Below are 17786 nucleotides of genomic sequence, written 5' to 3'. Positions count from 1 at the left end.
AGGGAGGGATCTCGCGTGCCAAAACGTGAAGACAAGAAACGAAAGGTCGTCAAACCATTTTACCGTTCCGATGGATCGTACGATCAGTTCATCGAACCGGATGTCGAGTCGGAATCCTGGGAAGAAGCCGAACGTCCGATTTCTGATTTACCGGATGCGTATGAAGAAGAAAAATATCGACGCGAGTCGTTGTAACGAAAGAGGACCTTCCACCGTGGGAGGTCCTCTTTCATGTAAAACGGTATGCATTTTTTTCATGTTGTTTGACGCTGTACATCGCTTCGTCCGCTTGAATCAGTAACAAACTTATCGTTACGCCGTCTTCCGGGTAACGGGCAATCCCGATCGACGGCGTGACCGATATTGCTGTCCCGTGGAACAAAAACGGCTGATTGAGCTGATTGATCAAGTCTTCAGTATAGTGAACTGTCTCAGATTTCGAACGGGGTAAGAAAACGATGAACTCGTCTCCGCCGAGCCGGGCAGCAACTTCATCTTCCCCGAGATGAAGCCTGAGCCGGTTCGCCGTCTCCTGCAGGACATAATCGCCGGCGTCATGTCCGTACCTGTCATTGACTTGTTTGAACCCGTCGAGGTCAATGAACAGCAACGAACCGGATTCAATCTGCACCAATCGGTCCTGCAGAAAGTCTTCGAAATACCGGCGGTTCGGTAACCGGGTCAAGGCGTCGTGATAGCCAAGTTCTTCGAGCCACTGTTGCTGTTCGAGCGTTTCAGTGATATCCGACAGCAGGACGTAGACATATTCGTGATCCGGAACGGGAATCAGCGTCGTATCGTATGTTCTGGTTCCTTCATGCAACAATAGCTTCCGGCTTGTCTCCAGGCGCCCGACTTCTCGACGGAGTTGTGACGACAGGTATTCCGGGAGTTGCTGACCGAAATGCTGCAAGGCCGGCGGATTCATCGTTTGGAGGGTCCCCATCCGGTTGACTTGAAGAATCGGTTCCGGATGATCGAGAAACAATCGCCGGTACTCTTCTTTCCGCAGTTCGAGGAGGGATGTCTGTTCCTTGACCTGCTGCGCGAGATCAAGCTGGATGACTTCGTGTTCTTCTAATAAACGCCGGTTTAGCCGTTCTGAAAAGTACTGACGAATTAAAAACAACGAAAACAATAAGGCGATTGACAAGACGTAAACAAGAAGCGGAACTTGGAAAAAGGAAATCCAGACGAGCAACAGCACCAGGCTAATGTACGGTAAATACGGACGCGACAACGTATATTTTCGTGTCGTCGATGCCGGGACGCGGCGGAAGTAACGGATGAGTTCAAACAAGCTGAGTGGATAAAGCGGTAAGAAAAAAACGGCAAGATCAAACTGGCCACGAATCAAAAACGTGTAGTAACCGAAGTTCGCCACACAAAACAGGGCAATGGCCTGGATGAGCGTCCGGTGACGTACTGTATCGCTTAGCCCCGTCGTGTAGAGGATCAGAGAAAACAAAATCAGTGCCATGAAACAGAGCGAATAGATGGTCATCGCAATCAGTTCGACGGTATTTCGGGAAAAATCAGGCACATTCTGTAAAATCATCACGTAACCGAAGACGAACGACATGCCGAATAAAATAAAGCCATCAAGATAAAGCAACCGATTTTGACGGAACGAGGACCAATCGATTAGTTGGGCCAAGGTCATCGCGGTCAAGAATAAGAAAAGTGTCAGTGTCACATTTGCCAAGGCGTCAGACCAAACAGGGTGGAACCGGTCGGGTAACGATGCTAAAACAGAGTTGATGACAATTCCGAGCCAAAATAACACAATCGCCTGACCGATTCTACGGTACGGATGATTCGGTCGTCTTAAAAAATGAACAAACGCTGACCAGGAACAGAAACTTAAGCCGATTAAGGTAATGCTGCCGGCGATGGCAGGGGTCCACGTCTGGTCAAACGTCAATGCTAGAATCAGATAGGTCACAAGTAAATAAAGACTGGTTGCGTAAGGTCTCGTCATGTGTTCGCCTCCTTCCTCGATGTCTTATATGTATGGATTTCGTCAACCAAAAAGAAAACCCCTGTTTCGTCCAACACATCGCAGACAAACAGGGGAGAAAATTAAATGGGATGTTGTTCGCGGTACAGTTCCCAGTGCTCGCGGGCTTCTTTTTTAATTCGATCGGAAACCGTTTTACTTTGGAAAATGAGACCGTACCATTGTTTGGCGTTATCTGTATCGCCTAACGTCGCATACAAATCACTGATCCGTAAAAGTAAGACATCGTGAGGAATACCCGTTCGGACCGCATCCGAATACTCAAAATAGATGGTTTCGTATTTTTGGACAGATCGCATCGTCCAAGAAAGTTCCTGTTCCAAATCTTCCAGCAACCGATACATCCATGAAATTCGAATACCAAGCATCGCTTGGATGCTGTCTTTTTGTAACGTGACTTGTGCCATATACAAACATAGTTTGTATAGATACAGTACCTGTTTCACAGAACGTTCTGTTGCAGAGAAAGGTAAGACCGGAAGCGTTGATAAGATGTCCGTTTTTAGTAGCGTTCGGACATCAGGCCGTAGTTTTTCAAACGCTTCATGGAAAATGAAACGACAGTGGCTACATTGGATGGGTTCGTAAAAATAGACGTTAGGTCCCTGATAATGAATGAAGCCATCCATATCGGTGTGTTTGACACGAATATGGCGGCTCAAGACACGTTTCGTCTCCGTTTCTTTGAGACAGTAGGGGCAACGGCATTTTTTAAGATAAAGATCAGGCATGATACGTGCTCCTCAAGATAAATTTAGACAAAAACGTTGACGAGCATTCCTTTGATTTCACCGATCTGGTCGAGAATCTCGAGTCGGCGGGATTCGCCGGAAATGACGTTGTCGGTCAGTTGCAGCAACTTCGCATCGACCTGTTCGACGACCTTGTAGATTTTCGTTCGGCCACGGCGGTTGAAGCCACGCTTTTCTTCGAGTTGTTGCGACTGATCGAGGGCATCTTTTAGGAAGTCCTTGATCTTTTCTTTATATTCTTCGAGGTTCTCGATTGTCTGGCTTTCCGCCAGCAACTGACCGTGCTCTTCGACGAGCATCAGTTTTTGTTGGAGACGTTCGTAGCCTTTATGTTCACGCTTATCCTGCATCAAGGCAGAAAACGTCGTCGAGGCTTCGACCTCACGTGGTCCGGTCTTCGGTGTCTGCAGGCGGCTTGTTTCTTGGATGCGCCGGATGTCCATCGGGGATTCCTCCTTTGATTAGTTGAGTAGTTGTAAGACGCCTTGCGGTAAGGCGTTTGCCTGGGCGATCATCGCCATGCCTGATTGATTGAGGATATTGTACTTCGCGTACTCCATCATCTCACGCGCCATATCGGTATCACGAATGCGTGACTCGGACGCCGTCAGGTTTTCTTTACTGACACTGAGGACGGACGATGTTGCTTCGAACCGGTTTTGGATCGCTCCGAGTTTTGCCCGTTGCTGGGAAATCGTATCGATGGCCTGTGTATAACGGCTGATAGCTTCATCGGCGTCGCTGTTCGTCATGACGCTGAGCGCGTATTCCGGTGTTGTGTTGACGCTTGGATAATCGAGTGTCCGGGCGTCGGCGTTGGGTTTGACGGTCGTACTGATTCCGATGTTGAGTGCGCGCATATCATTAATCGTTAAAGAAATGCCTTCGTTCGCGCCGGCATTCGTCTGAATGAAGACCGCATTGTCTTCTGTACTGAAGCCACCTGTCAATAGTTTTTTACCGTTGAACTGGGTTGTCTCGGCAATCCGTGAGACTTCATTCGTCAACTGATTGACTTCTTCCTGGATCGCCGTCCGGTCTTCGGTTGCAAGTGTTCCGTTCCCTGCTTGAACGGCCAGTTCCCGCATCCGTTGCAACAGGTTGTGTGTTTCACTGAGTCCGCCTTCGACCGTTTGAACCATTGAAATTCCGTCGAGGACGTTCTGTTCCGCTTTATCAAGTGCTTTGAGACGGTTCCGCATCTTTTCTGAAATCGCGAGACCGGCCGCATCGTCAGCGCCGCGGTTAATTTTTTGACCGCTCGACAGTTTATCCATCGTCGTCTTGACGTTCATCTGATTGGCACTTAAGTTTCGATAGGCTTTCAAAGCCTGTACGTTGTTTGAAATCCGCATTAATAGTCCATCCCTTCGTAACGCTCATGGTGTGCCGCCCGGACGAGGGGACGGTCTTTCTTCAGACTGGCCGCTTGCCAGGTGATCAGCAGTTCTTCCGTCAGTTGCAACAATTCGTTTAAACGCGTTGGCTCGATGTAAGCCTGTAACGTCTGTTCTGCTAAGTAATAATACAGTTGATCGAGCTGGGCGGTGATGATGCCGCCTTCGTCGTTCAGTCCGGCCTGCAGTTTTTCAAGCAATTGGTAGGCTTTTTGCAGACGGACGTTGACGGCATCGAACCGTCGCTCGTCGCGACCGGTAATTGCCTGTTCATATTGAAAGACGAGACCTTTTAACATCGTCTCCGTCAATTGTTGGGGAGTCATTTGATACAGTTCCTGTTCGGTCATGAGTTCCGTCCTTTCGCGTGATCAAGTTCTTCAATCAATAATAACAATTCGGCCATTACATCATACAGTTGCGGCGGGATCGCCGTTCCAAGATCAAGGTCGAGCAGATGACCGAGCAGCGACGTATCCTGTTCAATCGCGACGCCGCTGGCACGCGCCTCTTGCAAAATGCGGTCCGCTGCGGCACCGGTTGCCCGGGCGACGACGACCGGCGCATTACCGGACGCTTCATCGTACCGGAGGACGGCCGCTGATTTACGGTGTTTTAAATCAATTTTCTGGTACATAGGGCCTCCTTAAATCCGGTAATCGTAACCGGTTGGTGTCTCGTCCGGTTTGACGGTTTCCGGTGTTGTCTGATCTTTCGTGAAAGCATCGAAGCGGATACGGACGTCCTGATAACCGGTTGCTTGTAACGCTTCCGTCGTCCGTTCGAGGAACGGTGTTGCCAGACGCTCGAGGAGCGGGAAATCATTTTCGATCGTAATCTGCATCTTCCGGCTGACGGTCTCGACACGGACGCCGATGTCACCGAGACGTGGTGTCTCGAGCTGGACATACAACGTGTTGTTTTCCCAGTCGATCACTTCATCCGGTCGTTTGTTTTGTAAGTGGACGTGGAGTCCGGCGGTGCCTTCGACGAGCTGGACGGGCAGGGCGAGCAACAGTTGCTGCAACTGCTGGTTGCTGTCCGGTTTATTGACCTGCTGCTGTGTGTTCAGGAACGTTTGCAGTTTCGCCGCTTCCGGATTCGCTGCCGGTGTCGCGAGTTTCAACTCTGAAGTCTGCAACTGGAGCGTTTTCTGGACTGTCTCCTGTAAAACCCGTGGACTGTTTTGTCCCGGTTCATAGGGAATCGGTCGTTGCGCGGTCGAAGCCGGCTGGCTTTGTTGCGGTACCGGTGTTTGCTGCGTGTTTGCAACAGCCGGCCGTAAGCTTGGATTCAGTTCCGGTAAGTAAGCTGTCCGGACATTCGCCGGAGAGTAGCGAAACGCTTCCAGTGTTTGGCGGACATCCTGGACGACGGCTTTGGCTTCCGCGCCGCGTCCGAACAGGGCGAGTTCCGTTCCCCGTTCGAGTTTTGATAACAGTTGGATCAATTGTTTTTCATCACGCATGCTCGTATGTAACATTGCGTCCGTCTGCTGGAACGTTTGCCGCAGGCGATTTGCCGTACTTTCGATGACTTGGGCCATCTGGAGCGGACGCTCCTCGACAAGCGGTTCAATTTGCCGCAGTTGCGAGACAATCGTCCGTTGCTCACGCCGGAAGTCATTTGTCACTTCGGCGAGTCGGGGTGTCACTTCGGCAATGACCGTCAGATTCGACCGGACGGGTGCGGCGGGCGGACTAATTTTTTCTGCCGGCGTTGCTTGCGCCTGAGCGATGACGGCCGTCAGTTGTTCGAGCTTGCTTGCTACCGGCCGTTCCGTTAGTGTGGGGCGTTCACTCGGAAAATAGGACCGCAGCTGCTCCCGGACCTCTGTCAACTCACCACGGTCGATCCGGGCGAGGATGTCCGGTTGAGCGTCGTGCGGGACATGCGTTACGATCTGCCGGAGGGCGACCGGTGTTGCTTGATCGATATCGTGATGCGTCGGAAGCGTCGTACGGGCGACGTCGAGCGCGATGACGTTGCTGAGCGTCGGTTTGTCGATGACGGCCTGTCGTTCCGGTAAAACGTCGACCAATGCATCGGTTGAGCCGAGCAACTGGGCAATCAAGACATCGGCATCGGGCGGCAACGCACTGTCGGACGGGCGGGTCACGAGCTGGAGAACCAAGTCCTTGTAGGTCCCCTGCAGGGCAGCGACGAGGCGGGCAACCGTTTCCGGCGTCTGCGGCAGTTGACCGGTCGCAAGCAGTCGGGCAACGGCTTGTTTTAATTCCGGTGGGAGATCGTCGAGTAAGGTGGCATCGACACCAGACGAATCGGGTTTGGCAGGTCCGGTCACCGGGACATCGGCCTGCTCCGTCACCTGTTCGATCAGGTAACCTTCCGTCGTTTGGCCTTTGACCTGGAATTGGAACGTGCCTTCCGGGACATCTCCCGTGAAGGTCATCTCGACCTTTTCGCGACCGACTTGGACGAGGGCTGTATTCGGTCCTGTCTTTTCAAGGACGGTTCCGCTGTATGTTTTAGTCTCCGATAAGGTAGCCGCAGGGGCGGAACGGGTCGGACTTGTTGGATTCATCTGGATATTCATCGATGAACCTCCTTTCTTGAAAAATTCTTCATCTTATTATATATCGGCACAAACAAAAAAGGATTGAGCGAAATCATCGCCCAACCCATTTTTTTTAAGATTTAATTGCATTAAAGCGGTCCTCTAATGTCATCGCGTTTAATTGTTGGTAACGAGCCATCAGCTCGCCGGTTGCTTTCATTTGGTTGCGGACGATGTAAGGAGAGGCGTTTACGGGAAGGATCATGCCATTACGAGTTTTGAGTTTAGTCTGTCCGTCTTCCTCGATGACTTCGGACATGTGGCTCCAGGCGTACCACTCGCAATCATCACGTTTCGGTGATTTGGTAGGGAAAAAGACGAGACCGAGTGTCGGTTCGATGACGACAGGGACTTTTCCTTTCACGGAAGCGACACGTTTGGCTGTGACGATCCGTTCCTCAATGGAACTGTTGTACTGTCTGCAGGATAACTGCAGGAGTTGATACGGACGAAGCGGCGTCATGATTGTTGACCCGTCCTCTAAGACGATGATGGATTGTTTCATCATGTCATAGCACGGTAAAATCGCAACGGTCCGCTTCGTGATTCGATACTTTTCGTCATTATGGAATGGTCGCATTCGACTGCATCCTCCTTAGATAGGACAATGGATAAAATAGGTAATTACTAACGATATAATACAATACTACACCTGTAATGACAATGTAATTTTTTGAAAAAAAGAGTAATAAGTGCCTTTAATAGGTTTTATATGATATTGAATTCAAATTAATCAGAATTTTTAATTGTCAATAATTGTTTCTTTTGCTAGTATAGATGGTAGAGAGCTTGCTCTCGCTATCCAGTTTGCGAAGGGAATGTGAATTCGAATGGAACAAGGTAAAGTAAAATGGTTTAATGCTGAAAAAGGTTACGGCTTCATCGAGACATCGGATGCAAAAGACGTCTTCGTCCACTTCTCGGCAATTCAAGCAGAGGGCTACAAATCACTTGAAGAAGGCGAAGAAGTAGAATTCGAAATCGTCGATGGCGATCGTGGTCCGCAAGCAGCAAACGTCTCGAAACTGTAATCCCGTTAGCAGCCGCCACCGTTTTTAGGAATCTCCTAAAAGCGGTTTTTTTGTTTCATCTCAATTTGTTAAGGGTATATACGCTAGTATCAACATGCAAAACTATTATAGTACGCTAAGGTTCAAGGTGGATGTTCAACAGAATGTCATCGTTTTCATTTCCTTGCATGGCTTATCGTGGTATAATAATTACGAACCAAAAGAATTTTGAATCTTCAGAAGGAAACGTCTGAAACGATGACGAATTCATAGGTTCAACCGGTTACTTAAGGAGGAGTTTACATGATCTACAACATTCGCGGTGAAAACTTGGACGTCACAGATGCTCTCAAGGATTACGTCGAGAAAAAGCTTGAAAAGTTAACTCGTTACTTCACAACTCCTACGGAAGCGCAGACGGCTTATGTTAATCTCAAAGTTAACAATGAGAAACAAAAAGTCGAAGTGACGATTCCAATGCCAAACCTCTTGTTACGGGCAGAGGATGTCAATGGCGACATGTACGCAGCCATCGACCTTGTCGTCGATAAGCTCGAACGTCAGATCCGGAAACATAAAACGAAGATCAACCGGAGAGGCCGTGCCAAAGAAGGCGGTATTGGGGAGTACTTCAAAACGCTCGAAGGACCGGAGGCAGAAGCACCTGTCTACGAAGAGGATGAAGCGGAACTCGAACTTGTTCGGACAAAACGTTTCACACTCAAACCGATGGATACGGAAGAAGCAATTCTTCAAATGGATATGCTCGGTCACACGTTCTTCGTCTTCTCGGACGCTGAAACGGGTAACACGAACGTTGTCTACCGTCGAAAAGATGGCCGTTACGGCTTGATTGAACCAGAATAATGAATCTACAGAGGACTTACTCCATGGAGTAAGTCCTCTTTTGGTATGATAAAAAACTATTCATGAATAGAAGTTGTCTCAGACTAAAGTTGGATTTCCCGTGACGCGGATGGTCCGCGTGTTGAAATTTGACGGCGTATTCGGTACACTGAATAAAGGAAAAATCTCGGAATTCTGTTCGTTTAAAGAATCGTTCGAAGTAAGGGGACTGTAAGGCATGGCTAATTTTCTAAAAGAGTTATTCGCACCGACGAAACGTGTTCTGAAAAAAGCAGAAAAAGCGGCGGATGCCGTGGAATCATTTGAGGCACAAGTCGCTGCCTTATCGGATCAAGAATTAGAAGGAAAAGCGGTCGAATTCCGGACTCGTCTTGAGAACGGGGAAGACCTCGATGATATTTTACCGGAAGCTTTTGCGGTCTGTCGCGAAGTTTCAACGCGTGTCCTCGGGATGCGTCATTACCGTGTCCAGCTGATCGGCGGATACGTCCTGCACAACGGCGATATCGCTGAAATGAAGACCGGGGAAGGGAAAACGCTTGTTGCGACACTTCCTGTCTATTTGAATGCCCTCGCCGGAAACGGCGTCCACGTCATCACCGTCAATGAATATTTGGCGAAACGTGACCGGGACATCATGGAACCACTTTACGCAGCACTCGGTTTATCAGTCGGTCTGAACTTGTCGAGCATGTCGCGCCAGGAAAAACAAGCGGCTTACAACTGTGACATCACATACGGAACGAACAATGAGTTCGGATTCGATTACCTGCGTGACAACATGGTCCTCTATAAAGAAGACCGCGTGCAGCGTCCGCTGTCCTTCGCTGTCGTCGATGAAGTCGACTCGATTCTTGTCGATGAAGCGCGGACACCGCTGATCATTTCCGGTTCTGCCGAAAAATCGACAGCGCTCTATTCGCAGGCGGATACGTTCGCGAAGATGATGAAAGCAGACGAAGACTATACCGTCGACATCAAAACGAAAAGTGTTTTACTGACGGAACAGGGAATCGACCGTGCTGAAAAATATTTCGGCATCGATAACCTGTTTGCGCTCGACCACATCGCGTTGAACCATCACTTGAGTCTTGCGCTACGTGCGAACTCCGTCATGCACCGGGACGTTGATTACATGGTTCGTGAAGACGAAGTCATGATCATTGACCAGTTCACGGGACGTGTCATGGAAGGCCGCCGTTATTCGGAAGGTCTGCACCAGGCGATTGAAGCGAAGGAAGGCGTCGAGATTCAACGTGAATCGATGACACTTGCGACGATCACGTACCAAAACTTCTTCCGGATGTACACGAAGCTTGCCGGAATGACCGGGACAGCAAAAACCGAGGAAGAAGAGTTCCGTAACATCTATAACATGCATGTCGTTCCGGTTCCGACGAACAAACCAATCGTCCGGGACGATCAGCCGGACTTGATCTTCAAGACGATGAACGGGAAATTTGCGGCAGTCGCGGACGAAATCGAACGTGCCCACCGCGAAGGACAACCGGTCCTTGTCGGTACGGTAGCGGTCGAGACGTCTGAACTCCTCAGCAGCATCCTCAAGAAACGCGGCATCCGCCACGAAGTCTTGAATGCGAAAAACCATGCACGGGAAGCGGAAATCGTTGAAAATGCGGGACAACCGAACTCGGTAACGATCGCAACGAACATGGCCGGTCGTGGTACCGACATCAAGCTTGGACAAGGGGTCATCGAAAAAGGCGGTCTTTATATCCTCGGGACAGAACGTCACGAATCACGCCGGATTGATAACCAGCTTCGTGGTCGTGCCGGACGTCAAGGAGATCCGGGGGCATCACAGTTCTATCTGTCACTCGAAGATGAATTGATGCGCCGTTTCGGATCAGATTCCCTGCAATCGATGATGGACCGTCTCGGAATGGACGATTCCCAACCCATCGAAAGCCGGATGGTCTCACGGGCCGTTGAATCGGCACAAAAACGGGTCGAAGGAAATAACTTTGATGCCCGGAAACAAGTTCTCGGATATGATAACGTCATGGCGGACCAACGGAAAGTCATGTACGCGGACCGGGCAGCCATTCTTGATGCCCAGTCGGTTTCAAACATCGTCCGTCCGATGATCGAACAGACGATTGAAGCGGGTGTCCATCAGTACACGCCAATCGAGTTCGTGCCGGAAGAGTGGAGCATCGGTGCGTTAGCAGAGTGGGCGAACCAGACACTTGCGCTCGAAGAAAAAGTGTCGGAACAGGATCTGTTCGGCAAGGAACGCGAAGAAATCATCGAACTGTTAAAAGAACGGACTTTCGCCCATTACGAGCACAAACGCTCGGAAGTACCGGCAGAAGCGTTTGACGAGTTCGAGAAAGTCATCGTTCTCCGCGCTGTCGATCAGCACTGGATGAACCATATCGATCAGATGGATCAATTGCGTGAAGGGATTCATTTACGTGCCTACGGTCAAAACGATCCACTTCGTGAGTATCAATCGGAAGGTTCGATGATGTTTGATACGATGAACGCAGCGATTGCGGAAGAAGTGACACAGTTCGTTCTCCGGGCGGATCTTGATCCGAACTTGAAACGCGAAAAAGTCGTCAAAGACGAAGTCGCCGTTTCCGGTAAAGAGGACAAGGTCGTCAAAAAAGCACCGGTCCGTAAAAATCCAAATGAACAAATCGGACGTAACGACCCATGTTGGTGCGGATCCGGTAAAAAATATAAGAACTGTCACGGCCGTCAGGCATAAGTGACGAAGCGGCTGAGAGAGGCGGGAGATTCCTGCCTCTTTTGACGGAAAGAGAAGGTGGAACACAATGGAATTAGCAGAAATACGCAATACCGCCGAGTGGATGGAAAAGAAACTCGATGAATACAAGGCATCACTCGATCTCGAGAACAAAATCTCACGCATCGAGGAGCTTGAAAATGAGATGACATACCCGGACTTTTGGAACAATCAGGAGTCGGCGCAAAAAGTCATCGACGAATCAAACGGTCTGAAGGCAATGGTCGATAAATACCAGCACCTCGCAGACGGTCACGAAAACATCGTCCTGACGTACGAATTGATTAAAGAAGAGCCGGACGTCGAATTGCAGGAAGAACTGGAGTCGGAACTCGGCGATATCAAACGGAAGTTTGACGAGTTCGAATTGCAAATCCTGTTGAACGGCGAATACGATGCCAACAACGCGATTCTCGAATTACACCCGGGAGCCGGCGGAACCGAGTCGCAGGACTGGGCATCGATGTTACTCCGGATGTACCAGCGTTTTTGCGACAAGCAGGGCTGGAAAGTCGAAACGATGGACTATCAGCCGGGTGACGAAGCCGGTGTCAAATCGGTCACGCTCCGTATTCAAGGGCACAATGCCTATGGGTATTTGAAAGCGGAAAAAGGGATTCACCGTCTTGTCCGGATTTCACCGTTTGATTCGTCAGGCCGTCGCCATACGTCGTTCGTGTCGTGTGACGTCATGCCGGAATTCAACGATGACATCGATATCGATATCCGCACGGAAGATTTACGTGTCGATACGTACCGGGCATCCGGTGCCGGTGGACAGCACATCAATACGACGGACTCTGCCGTTCGGATCACACACATCCCGACAGGCGTCGTCGTGTCATGTCAGCAGGAACGGTCGCAAATCAAGAACCGTGAAGCGGCAATGAAGATGTTGAAAGCAAAACTCTACCAACGTGAAATCGAAGAGAAGCAAAAGAAACTCGACGAAATCCGCGGTGAAAAATCAGACATCGCGTGGGGCAGCCAGATTCGTTCGTACGTCTTCCACCCATACAGCATGGTCAAGGATCACCGGACGAACTACGAAGTCGGGAATACGCAAGGGGCAATGGATGGAGACATCATGGGCTTCATCGATGCGTACCTGCGCTTAATGAATATGTAAGTTTATATCCCGTCGGCCTTTGTGTCGGCGGTTTTTTTCTACTAATCGATTCAGGAGGCGAAACAGATGCAGATTCGTACAGAAATATTCAAAGACGCGGCCGGAATCCGGCTTGTCCATCAAGCCGCGTTTGGTCAGCGGACGGAAGCCGATCTTGTCGAAGCGTTACGGGAAGACGAGGCGTCACTCCCGCACTACAGCCGCGTCGCCGTCACGGACAAGGGAGAGATTGTCGGACATGTCTTACTGAGCCGGATTTACATCGAAGACATCCCGTCGCTCGCACTTGCGCCGGTCGGTGTCAAACCACACTGGCAACGGAAAGGTATCGGGTCGGAACTGATCCGTCAAGTGATTGAAGATGCCCAGGAAGCCGGTGAATCGCATATCGTCGTCCTCGGTCATGACAGTTATTATCCACAGTTCGGGTTCGAGCGGGCCGTCGATTACGGTATCGAAGCGCCATTCCCGGTACCGACGGACGTCTTTCTCGTCATGCCGCTCGAGCGGCAGGCGTTAAAAGGGATTCGTGGTGTCGTCCGGTACTCGAAACCCTTTAGTGCGGTATAAGAGAACCACTGCGAGTTGCTCAGCCCTTCTAGTCGCTCCTCTGTTTTTCCGCTAAAATGAAAAACGGGTTGTAGAACTTATAGAAGGGGAAATGTAACGTTATGACATCAACACGTCAGGAAGTCGTTCGCGACTATATTTATTTATTACTCGGTTCTGTGTTCGTCGCCAGTGCCTTCAGTTTATTTTTGGCACCGAACCAGTTGGCCTCCGGAGGCGTCAGCGGTCTGTCGATCGTTTTAAACGATCTGTTCGGGATTTCACCGGGCTTGTTTCAATTGATTGCCAACATTGTCCTGCTCGCAATCGGCTGGATGATTCTCGGGATGGGATTTGGCGTCAAATCACTGGTCGGCTCGATCTTTTTACCGGTCGTCATCCTGGTTTATGAACGGTTTGACGTACCGGCAGCGACGATGAATCCGATGCTTGCTGCCATCTTCGGCGGAGCCGGTGTCGGAATCGGTCTCGGTCTGATTTTTAAAGCCCGCGCCTCGACCGGCGGGATGGACTTGATTGCCCAGATTCTGCACCGCTTCACGAAAATTCCGCTCCATTTCTGCATCGCCATGCTCGACGGAACGATCGTCATCAGTGCTGCGATCATCTTCTCGCTTGAAATCGGCTTGTATGCCCTCGTCGCCTTGTTCATTACGATCAAGATGATTGATGTTGTGCAACTCGGTATCACGAATGACAAACTGGCGTATATCATCTCGGATCAACGGGAAGCGCTTGTCAAAGAGATTTTCCAAACGCTTGACCGGGGAGCGACGGAAATCGAAGCCGCCGGTGCCTTCACACGGACACGCAAACCGATGTTGATGGTCGTCGTCCGGCAGGGGGAAATCACGACGTTAAAGGAAATCGTCAAGCACATCGATCCGACAGCCTTTTTGGTCGTCAGTGAAGCCCATGAAGTGCTGGGACTTGGTTTTTCAGATGATAAACGGTACCGGAATGTGCCGTAATCGTTTATTATTCGTGAAGTTTTTGTGAAATCACGCTTAAAAAGTAGCGATAACGGTTATACTCTAATAACAAACGACGTTATTTGGTACTTACTAAGGGGGATATACGGATGAAACTGAAAAACCTTTTACTCGCAGCCGGACTCGGCGCGACGCTTGTACTCGGTGCATGTGGCAGTGACGATTCAAGTTCGTCGGATACATCAAAAGACGAATCGACGATGAGCGATGATTCGTCAAAAACAGAAACAGCGGTTGACGCTGAAAAAATCTTCGCCAACAACTGTGCCTCGTGTCACGGGAATAATCTCGAGGGAAATGTCGGACCGAACTTGACGAAAGTCGGAGCGAAATATTCTTCGGAAGAAATTCAGGAAATCATCAAAAACGGTAAAGGGCAAATGCCGGCCGGTATCCTGAAAGACGATAAAGAAATCGTCGCCGTTGCGGATTGGTTAGCTGACAAAAAATAATTATGTGATAGTATGGGGCTAGAGATGACGAACATGACAAATGTTCGCTGTCCGGCTCCCTTTTTTTATGTAAATCAGCCGGAAATGACATTTGATTGTAATGTGCTTAAAAATTGTTGCCTGTTATAATGGGGTTCGGTAGGCGTTAAGACCTATCTGATCACCATCAGTAATCAAGTAAGGATGTGAAGCAAGTGATCAAGATGCAACAAGTCAGCAAAATTTATCCGAACGGTGTCACGGCACTTCGTGAAGTCAATTTGACGATCAACCAAGGTGAATTCGTCTACATCGTTGGTCCATCCGGAGCCGGGAAATCGACATTCATGAAAATGATGTATCGCGAAGAACGTCCGACAAGCGGTTCGTTTTTATTTAAAGGAATTGAAGTAGGTAAGTTGAAAAACCGCCAAATCCCCGAACTTCGTCGCCAAATCGGCGTCATCTTCCAAGACTTTAAACTACTCCCGTCCTTGACGGTTTATGAAAACGTCGCGTTCGCCCTTGAAGTCGTCGGGGAAGACCGCTCGCAAATCCGTAAGAAAGTGCTTGAAGTACTCGATCTTGTGAAGCTGAAGCACAAGGAACGAAACTATCCAGATGAATTATCCGGTGGAGAACAACAACGGATCTCGATCGCGAGAGCCATTGTCAATCGTCCCTCACTTGTCATCGCCGATGAGCCGACAGGAAACCTCGACCCGGATACAGCATGGGAGATCATGGAAGTATTTGAAGAGATTTATCGCCGTGGGACAACGGTCGTAATGGCGACCCACAACCGAGATATCGTCAATAAGATGCGTCATCGCGTCCTCGCAATTGACGGTGGAAAAATCGTCCGAGACGAAGAGAAAGGAATGTACGGCTATGAAGTTTAATGGATTCCGTCATTTACGGGAAGGGGCAAAAGGTCTCGTCCGAAACGGCTGGATGACATTCGCTTCCGTCAGTGCCGTTACCGTGACCTTATTACTCGTCGGGATTTTTGCGATGGTCATGTTCAACGTCAACAAGATTTCCGATAACGTCGAAAAAGACGTCGAAATTCAAGTGTTCGTCGAACGAGAGTCCGATCAGGCAAAAATCGATGCAGTTGGAAAAAAACTAGAACAGATGCCGGGTGTTGAATCTGTTCGTTACAGCTCAAAAGAAGAAGAACTGGACCGCTTCAAGGAACAGCTTGGCGAAGGATCACAAGCCTACCAGTCGGTTGAGAAGGATAATCCGCTCCACGACCGGTATATCGTCAAGGCGACTTCACCAAATGAGACAGAAACTATTGCAAATACCGTCAAAAAAATGGAAAATATAGATAGTGTCGAATATGGCGAAGATTATGTTGAGAAGATGTTCAACTTCCTTGAAGGGGTTCGGATCGGCGGAATCATCCTGATTGTCGGTTTGACATTCATGGCGATGTTCCTCATTTCGAATACGATCAAGGTCACGATTTTCTCACGTCGCCGTGAGATTGAAATCATGCGACTCGTTGGTGCAAAAAACGGCTTCATTCGTGCACCGTTCTTCATTGAAGGACTGTTGATGGGTGTCCTCGGGGCCTTAATCCCGATTGCCGTCGTCTACTTCGGATACGAAGTGACGTACAATGCGTTGCAACCACAGCTCGTATCATTGAATGCCTCGATCTTCACCTTGATTCCACCGGGTGAACTGTCGATTCAGGTTTCCGTCATCCTGCTGGCGCTCGGTGCCTTCATCGGTGTATGGGGATCAACGACGTCACTTGGCCGTTTCTTGAAGATTTAAATTCTGAAAATCAAATAAAAGATAGAGGAGAGATGCTTCTCATGAAGGTCCGATTCTGTTCTACCGTCCTAAGCTTGGCATTAATTGGTTCAAGTGTATCCGTTCAGGCAACGTCCAAGGAAGATTTGTTGAAGGAACAACAGGAGGTCGAGTCCCGTCTGCAAGAGACGGAACAATCGCAGAATCAGACATCGGAGAAGTTAGTCTTGACGAAACAGGAGCGCAAGGAAGCGAAAGTGCGTCTTGATGAAGTCAACAGCCGTCTGGAAGATTTAGCGAGTAAGATTGCGGATCAACAGGCGGCTGTTTCTGTTGCCAAAGAGGAACTGGCGATCGTCACCCGTGCCGTCGGTCAAACGGAATCCAAACTCCGGACACAGGAAAAATTGATCGGGGACCGGTTGCGGTCCGTCCAACGGGATGGGGATGTCAAATACATCGAAGTATTGCTCGATGCCAAGGATTTCGGGGATTTGATTTCACGTTTCAGTACTGTCAGCGAAATCATCAAGCAGGACGACGGTGTCCTGCAGACATACCAGGCGAACGTCAAACAGTTAACCGAACAACGGTCCGAGCAGGAACTCGTACTCGGACAATTAAAAAAAGAGCAGCGGAAGCTGTTGATTTTGCAGACCCGGATCATCGCGGAATCAGAAGTCAAACGGACGTTGGTTGTCCGGTTGAACAGTCAGGTCGAACAGTTACAACAGGAACAGTTCACGAAAGCGGAAGAAGCTGCAATCCTTGAAGACCAGCAACGTCTGATCAGCCGTCAGTTGGAAGAATTGCGGGCGGCCGAACTACGGGCGCAACAAGAAGCAAAAGAACGTGCCGAAGCGGCGCAAAGAGCGGCCGCTGCCCGGGAAGCAGAGGCAGCAGCAGAAGCTGAGCGGCAGGCAGAACAGGAAGCAAAAGCAGAAAAAGAACAGCAAGAACAAAATCAACCAACGTCCCGTCCGCCGACGGCTTCGGAACCGGTGACGGAAACACCTTCTGCCCAACCGGAGACATCGGAACCGGGCACGATCGTAAAGCCTTTCCTATTGCCTGTCACCGGCTACGTCTCGTCCCCGTTCGGTCCCCGCAACAATCCGTTGACCGGAAAATCGGAACGGCATACCGGACTGGATCTCGTTAATGCTAAAGGAACCCCGATTAAAGCAGCGGCAGGGGGGATTGTCCTCCGCGCCGGAAGTGCGACCGGCTATGGAAATGTCGTCATGATTACACACCTGATTGACGGAAAGGTCTGGACGACTGTTTACGGCCATCTCGATTCGGTTTCGGTCAAGGCGGGACAAACAGTCATGCCGGGGGATATCGTCGGCAAACTCGGTTCAACCGGCTGGTCGACAGGACCGCATCTCCACTTTGAGATCCATCGCGGCGAGTGGGCTGTCGGGCAACCAAATGCGGTTAATCCGGCACCGTACATCTTATAACTTCAACGAGCGACTGACGAAAAGATAG

General features: G+C 49.8%; 19 protein-coding genes. 11 read left to right on the top strand and 8 right to left on the bottom strand.

All coding sequences use genetic code 11. The annotated features are described in order from the left end of the window. Positions 1–15: 15 nt before the first annotated feature. Positions 16–195, top strand: a complete 180-nt coding sequence (locus ACP26N_RS13005) for a hypothetical protein (RefSeq protein WP_026827549.1) — start codon at positions 16–18, stop codon at positions 193–195. Positions 196–229: 34 nt separating this feature from the next. Here ACP26N_RS13005 and ACP26N_RS13000 read toward each other — a convergent pair whose 3' ends face one another. The 8 genes from ACP26N_RS13000 to ACP26N_RS12965 form a co-directional block, all read right to left on the bottom strand. Next, positions 230–1981, bottom strand: a complete 1752-nt coding sequence (locus ACP26N_RS13000; RefSeq protein ID WP_426354010.1) for a diguanylate cyclase domain-containing protein — start codon at positions 1979–1981, stop codon at positions 230–232. Between the two features lie 101 nt (positions 1982–2082). Continuing rightward, positions 2083–2751, bottom strand: coding sequence for a DUF2225 domain-containing protein (locus ACP26N_RS12995; protein ID WP_188004680.1), 669 nt, complete (start codon positions 2749–2751; stop codon positions 2083–2085). 23 nt (positions 2752–2774) lie between these two features. Further along, positions 2775–3215: a YaaR family protein gene (locus tag ACP26N_RS12990; RefSeq protein ID WP_131502211.1), complete on the bottom strand. Its 441-nt coding sequence runs from the start codon at positions 3213–3215 to the stop codon at positions 2775–2777. A gap of 18 nt (positions 3216–3233) precedes the next feature. After that, positions 3234–4127 carry a flagellin gene (locus ACP26N_RS12985; protein WP_426354008.1) on the bottom strand — a complete coding sequence of 298 codons (894 nt, stop codon included), beginning with the start codon at positions 4125–4127 and terminating at the stop codon, positions 3234–3236. After that, positions 4127–4519 (bottom strand): flagellar protein FliS, encoded by a 393-nt coding sequence (locus ACP26N_RS12980; protein ID WP_188004679.1) that lies wholly within the window; start codon positions 4517–4519, stop codon positions 4127–4129. Before ACP26N_RS12980 ends, ACP26N_RS12985 begins: the two co-directional genes overlap by 1 nt. Continuing rightward, positions 4516–4806, bottom strand: coding sequence for an EscU/YscU/HrcU family type III secretion system export apparatus switch protein (locus ACP26N_RS12975; RefSeq protein WP_426354006.1), 291 nt, complete (start codon positions 4804–4806; stop codon positions 4516–4518). Before ACP26N_RS12975 ends, ACP26N_RS12980 begins: the two co-directional genes overlap by 4 nt. A 9-nt stretch (positions 4807–4815) precedes the next feature. Next, positions 4816–6726 carry a hypothetical protein gene (locus ACP26N_RS12970; protein ID WP_426354005.1) on the bottom strand — a complete coding sequence of 637 codons (1911 nt, stop codon included), beginning with the start codon at positions 6724–6726 and terminating at the stop codon, positions 4816–4818. Between the two features lie 94 nt (positions 6727–6820). Then, on the bottom strand, positions 6821–7327 hold the full coding sequence (locus ACP26N_RS12965; RefSeq protein ID WP_026827557.1) for a competence protein ComK: 507 nt from the start codon (positions 7325–7327) through the stop codon (positions 6821–6823). 250 nt (positions 7328–7577) lie between these two features. Here ACP26N_RS12965 and ACP26N_RS12960 point away from each other — a divergent pair, with 250 nt between their 5' ends. From ACP26N_RS12960 to ACP26N_RS12915, 10 genes are all read left to right on the top strand, one after another. Continuing rightward, positions 7578–7778, top strand: coding sequence for a cold shock domain-containing protein (locus ACP26N_RS12960; protein ID WP_026827558.1), 201 nt, complete (start codon positions 7578–7580; stop codon positions 7776–7778). A gap of 282 nt (positions 7779–8060) precedes the next feature. Continuing rightward, entirely contained in the window at positions 8061–8624 is a 564-nt protein-coding gene (gene hpf / locus ACP26N_RS12955; protein ID WP_026827559.1) for a ribosome hibernation-promoting factor, HPF/YfiA family, read from the top strand. Between the two features lie 217 nt (positions 8625–8841). After that, on the top strand, positions 8842–11361 hold the full coding sequence (gene secA / locus ACP26N_RS12950) for a preprotein translocase subunit SecA (protein ID WP_114595099.1): 2520 nt from the start codon (positions 8842–8844) through the stop codon (positions 11359–11361). 67 nt (positions 11362–11428) lie between these two features. After that, positions 11429–12529 carry a peptide chain release factor 2 gene (gene prfB, locus ACP26N_RS12945; protein ID WP_131502206.1) on the top strand — a complete coding sequence of 367 codons (1101 nt, stop codon included), beginning with the start codon at positions 11429–11431 and terminating at the stop codon, positions 12527–12529. 66 nt (positions 12530–12595) lie between these two features. After that, positions 12596–13099, top strand: a complete 504-nt coding sequence (locus ACP26N_RS12940) for a GNAT family N-acetyltransferase (protein ID WP_426354002.1) — start codon at positions 12596–12598, stop codon at positions 13097–13099. Positions 13100–13200: 101 nt separating this feature from the next. After that, positions 13201–14070 carry a YitT family protein gene (locus tag ACP26N_RS12935; RefSeq protein WP_131502204.1) on the top strand — a complete coding sequence of 290 codons (870 nt, stop codon included), beginning with the start codon at positions 13201–13203 and terminating at the stop codon, positions 14068–14070. Positions 14071–14180: 110 nt separating this feature from the next. Beyond that, positions 14181–14543: a cytochrome c551 gene (gene cccB / locus ACP26N_RS12930; protein WP_188004677.1), complete on the top strand. Its 363-nt coding sequence runs from the start codon at positions 14181–14183 to the stop codon at positions 14541–14543. A 194-nt stretch (positions 14544–14737) separates the two neighbouring features. Continuing rightward, positions 14738–15424, top strand: a complete 687-nt coding sequence (gene ftsE / locus ACP26N_RS12925) for a cell division ATP-binding protein FtsE (RefSeq protein WP_014971187.1) — start codon at positions 14738–14740, stop codon at positions 15422–15424. Further along, complete coding sequence (gene ftsX, locus ACP26N_RS12920; protein WP_012371286.1) at positions 15414–16313, top strand: permease-like cell division protein FtsX; 900 nt, start codon at positions 15414–15416, stop codon at positions 16311–16313. The genes ftsE and ftsX overlap by 11 nt, the downstream gene beginning before the upstream one ends. A 41-nt stretch (positions 16314–16354) precedes the next feature. Next, positions 16355–17758 carry a peptidoglycan DD-metalloendopeptidase family protein gene (locus ACP26N_RS12915; RefSeq protein ID WP_426354000.1) on the top strand — a complete coding sequence of 468 codons (1404 nt, stop codon included), beginning with the start codon at positions 16355–16357 and terminating at the stop codon, positions 17756–17758. Positions 17759–17786 lie beyond the last annotated feature (28 nt).

This window comes from Exiguobacterium sp. R-39 (assembly GCF_049942815.1).
GTDB lineage: Bacteria > Bacillota > Bacilli > Exiguobacteriales > Exiguobacteriaceae > Exiguobacterium_A.
This window is presented reverse-complemented; position numbering and strand designations above follow the sequence as displayed.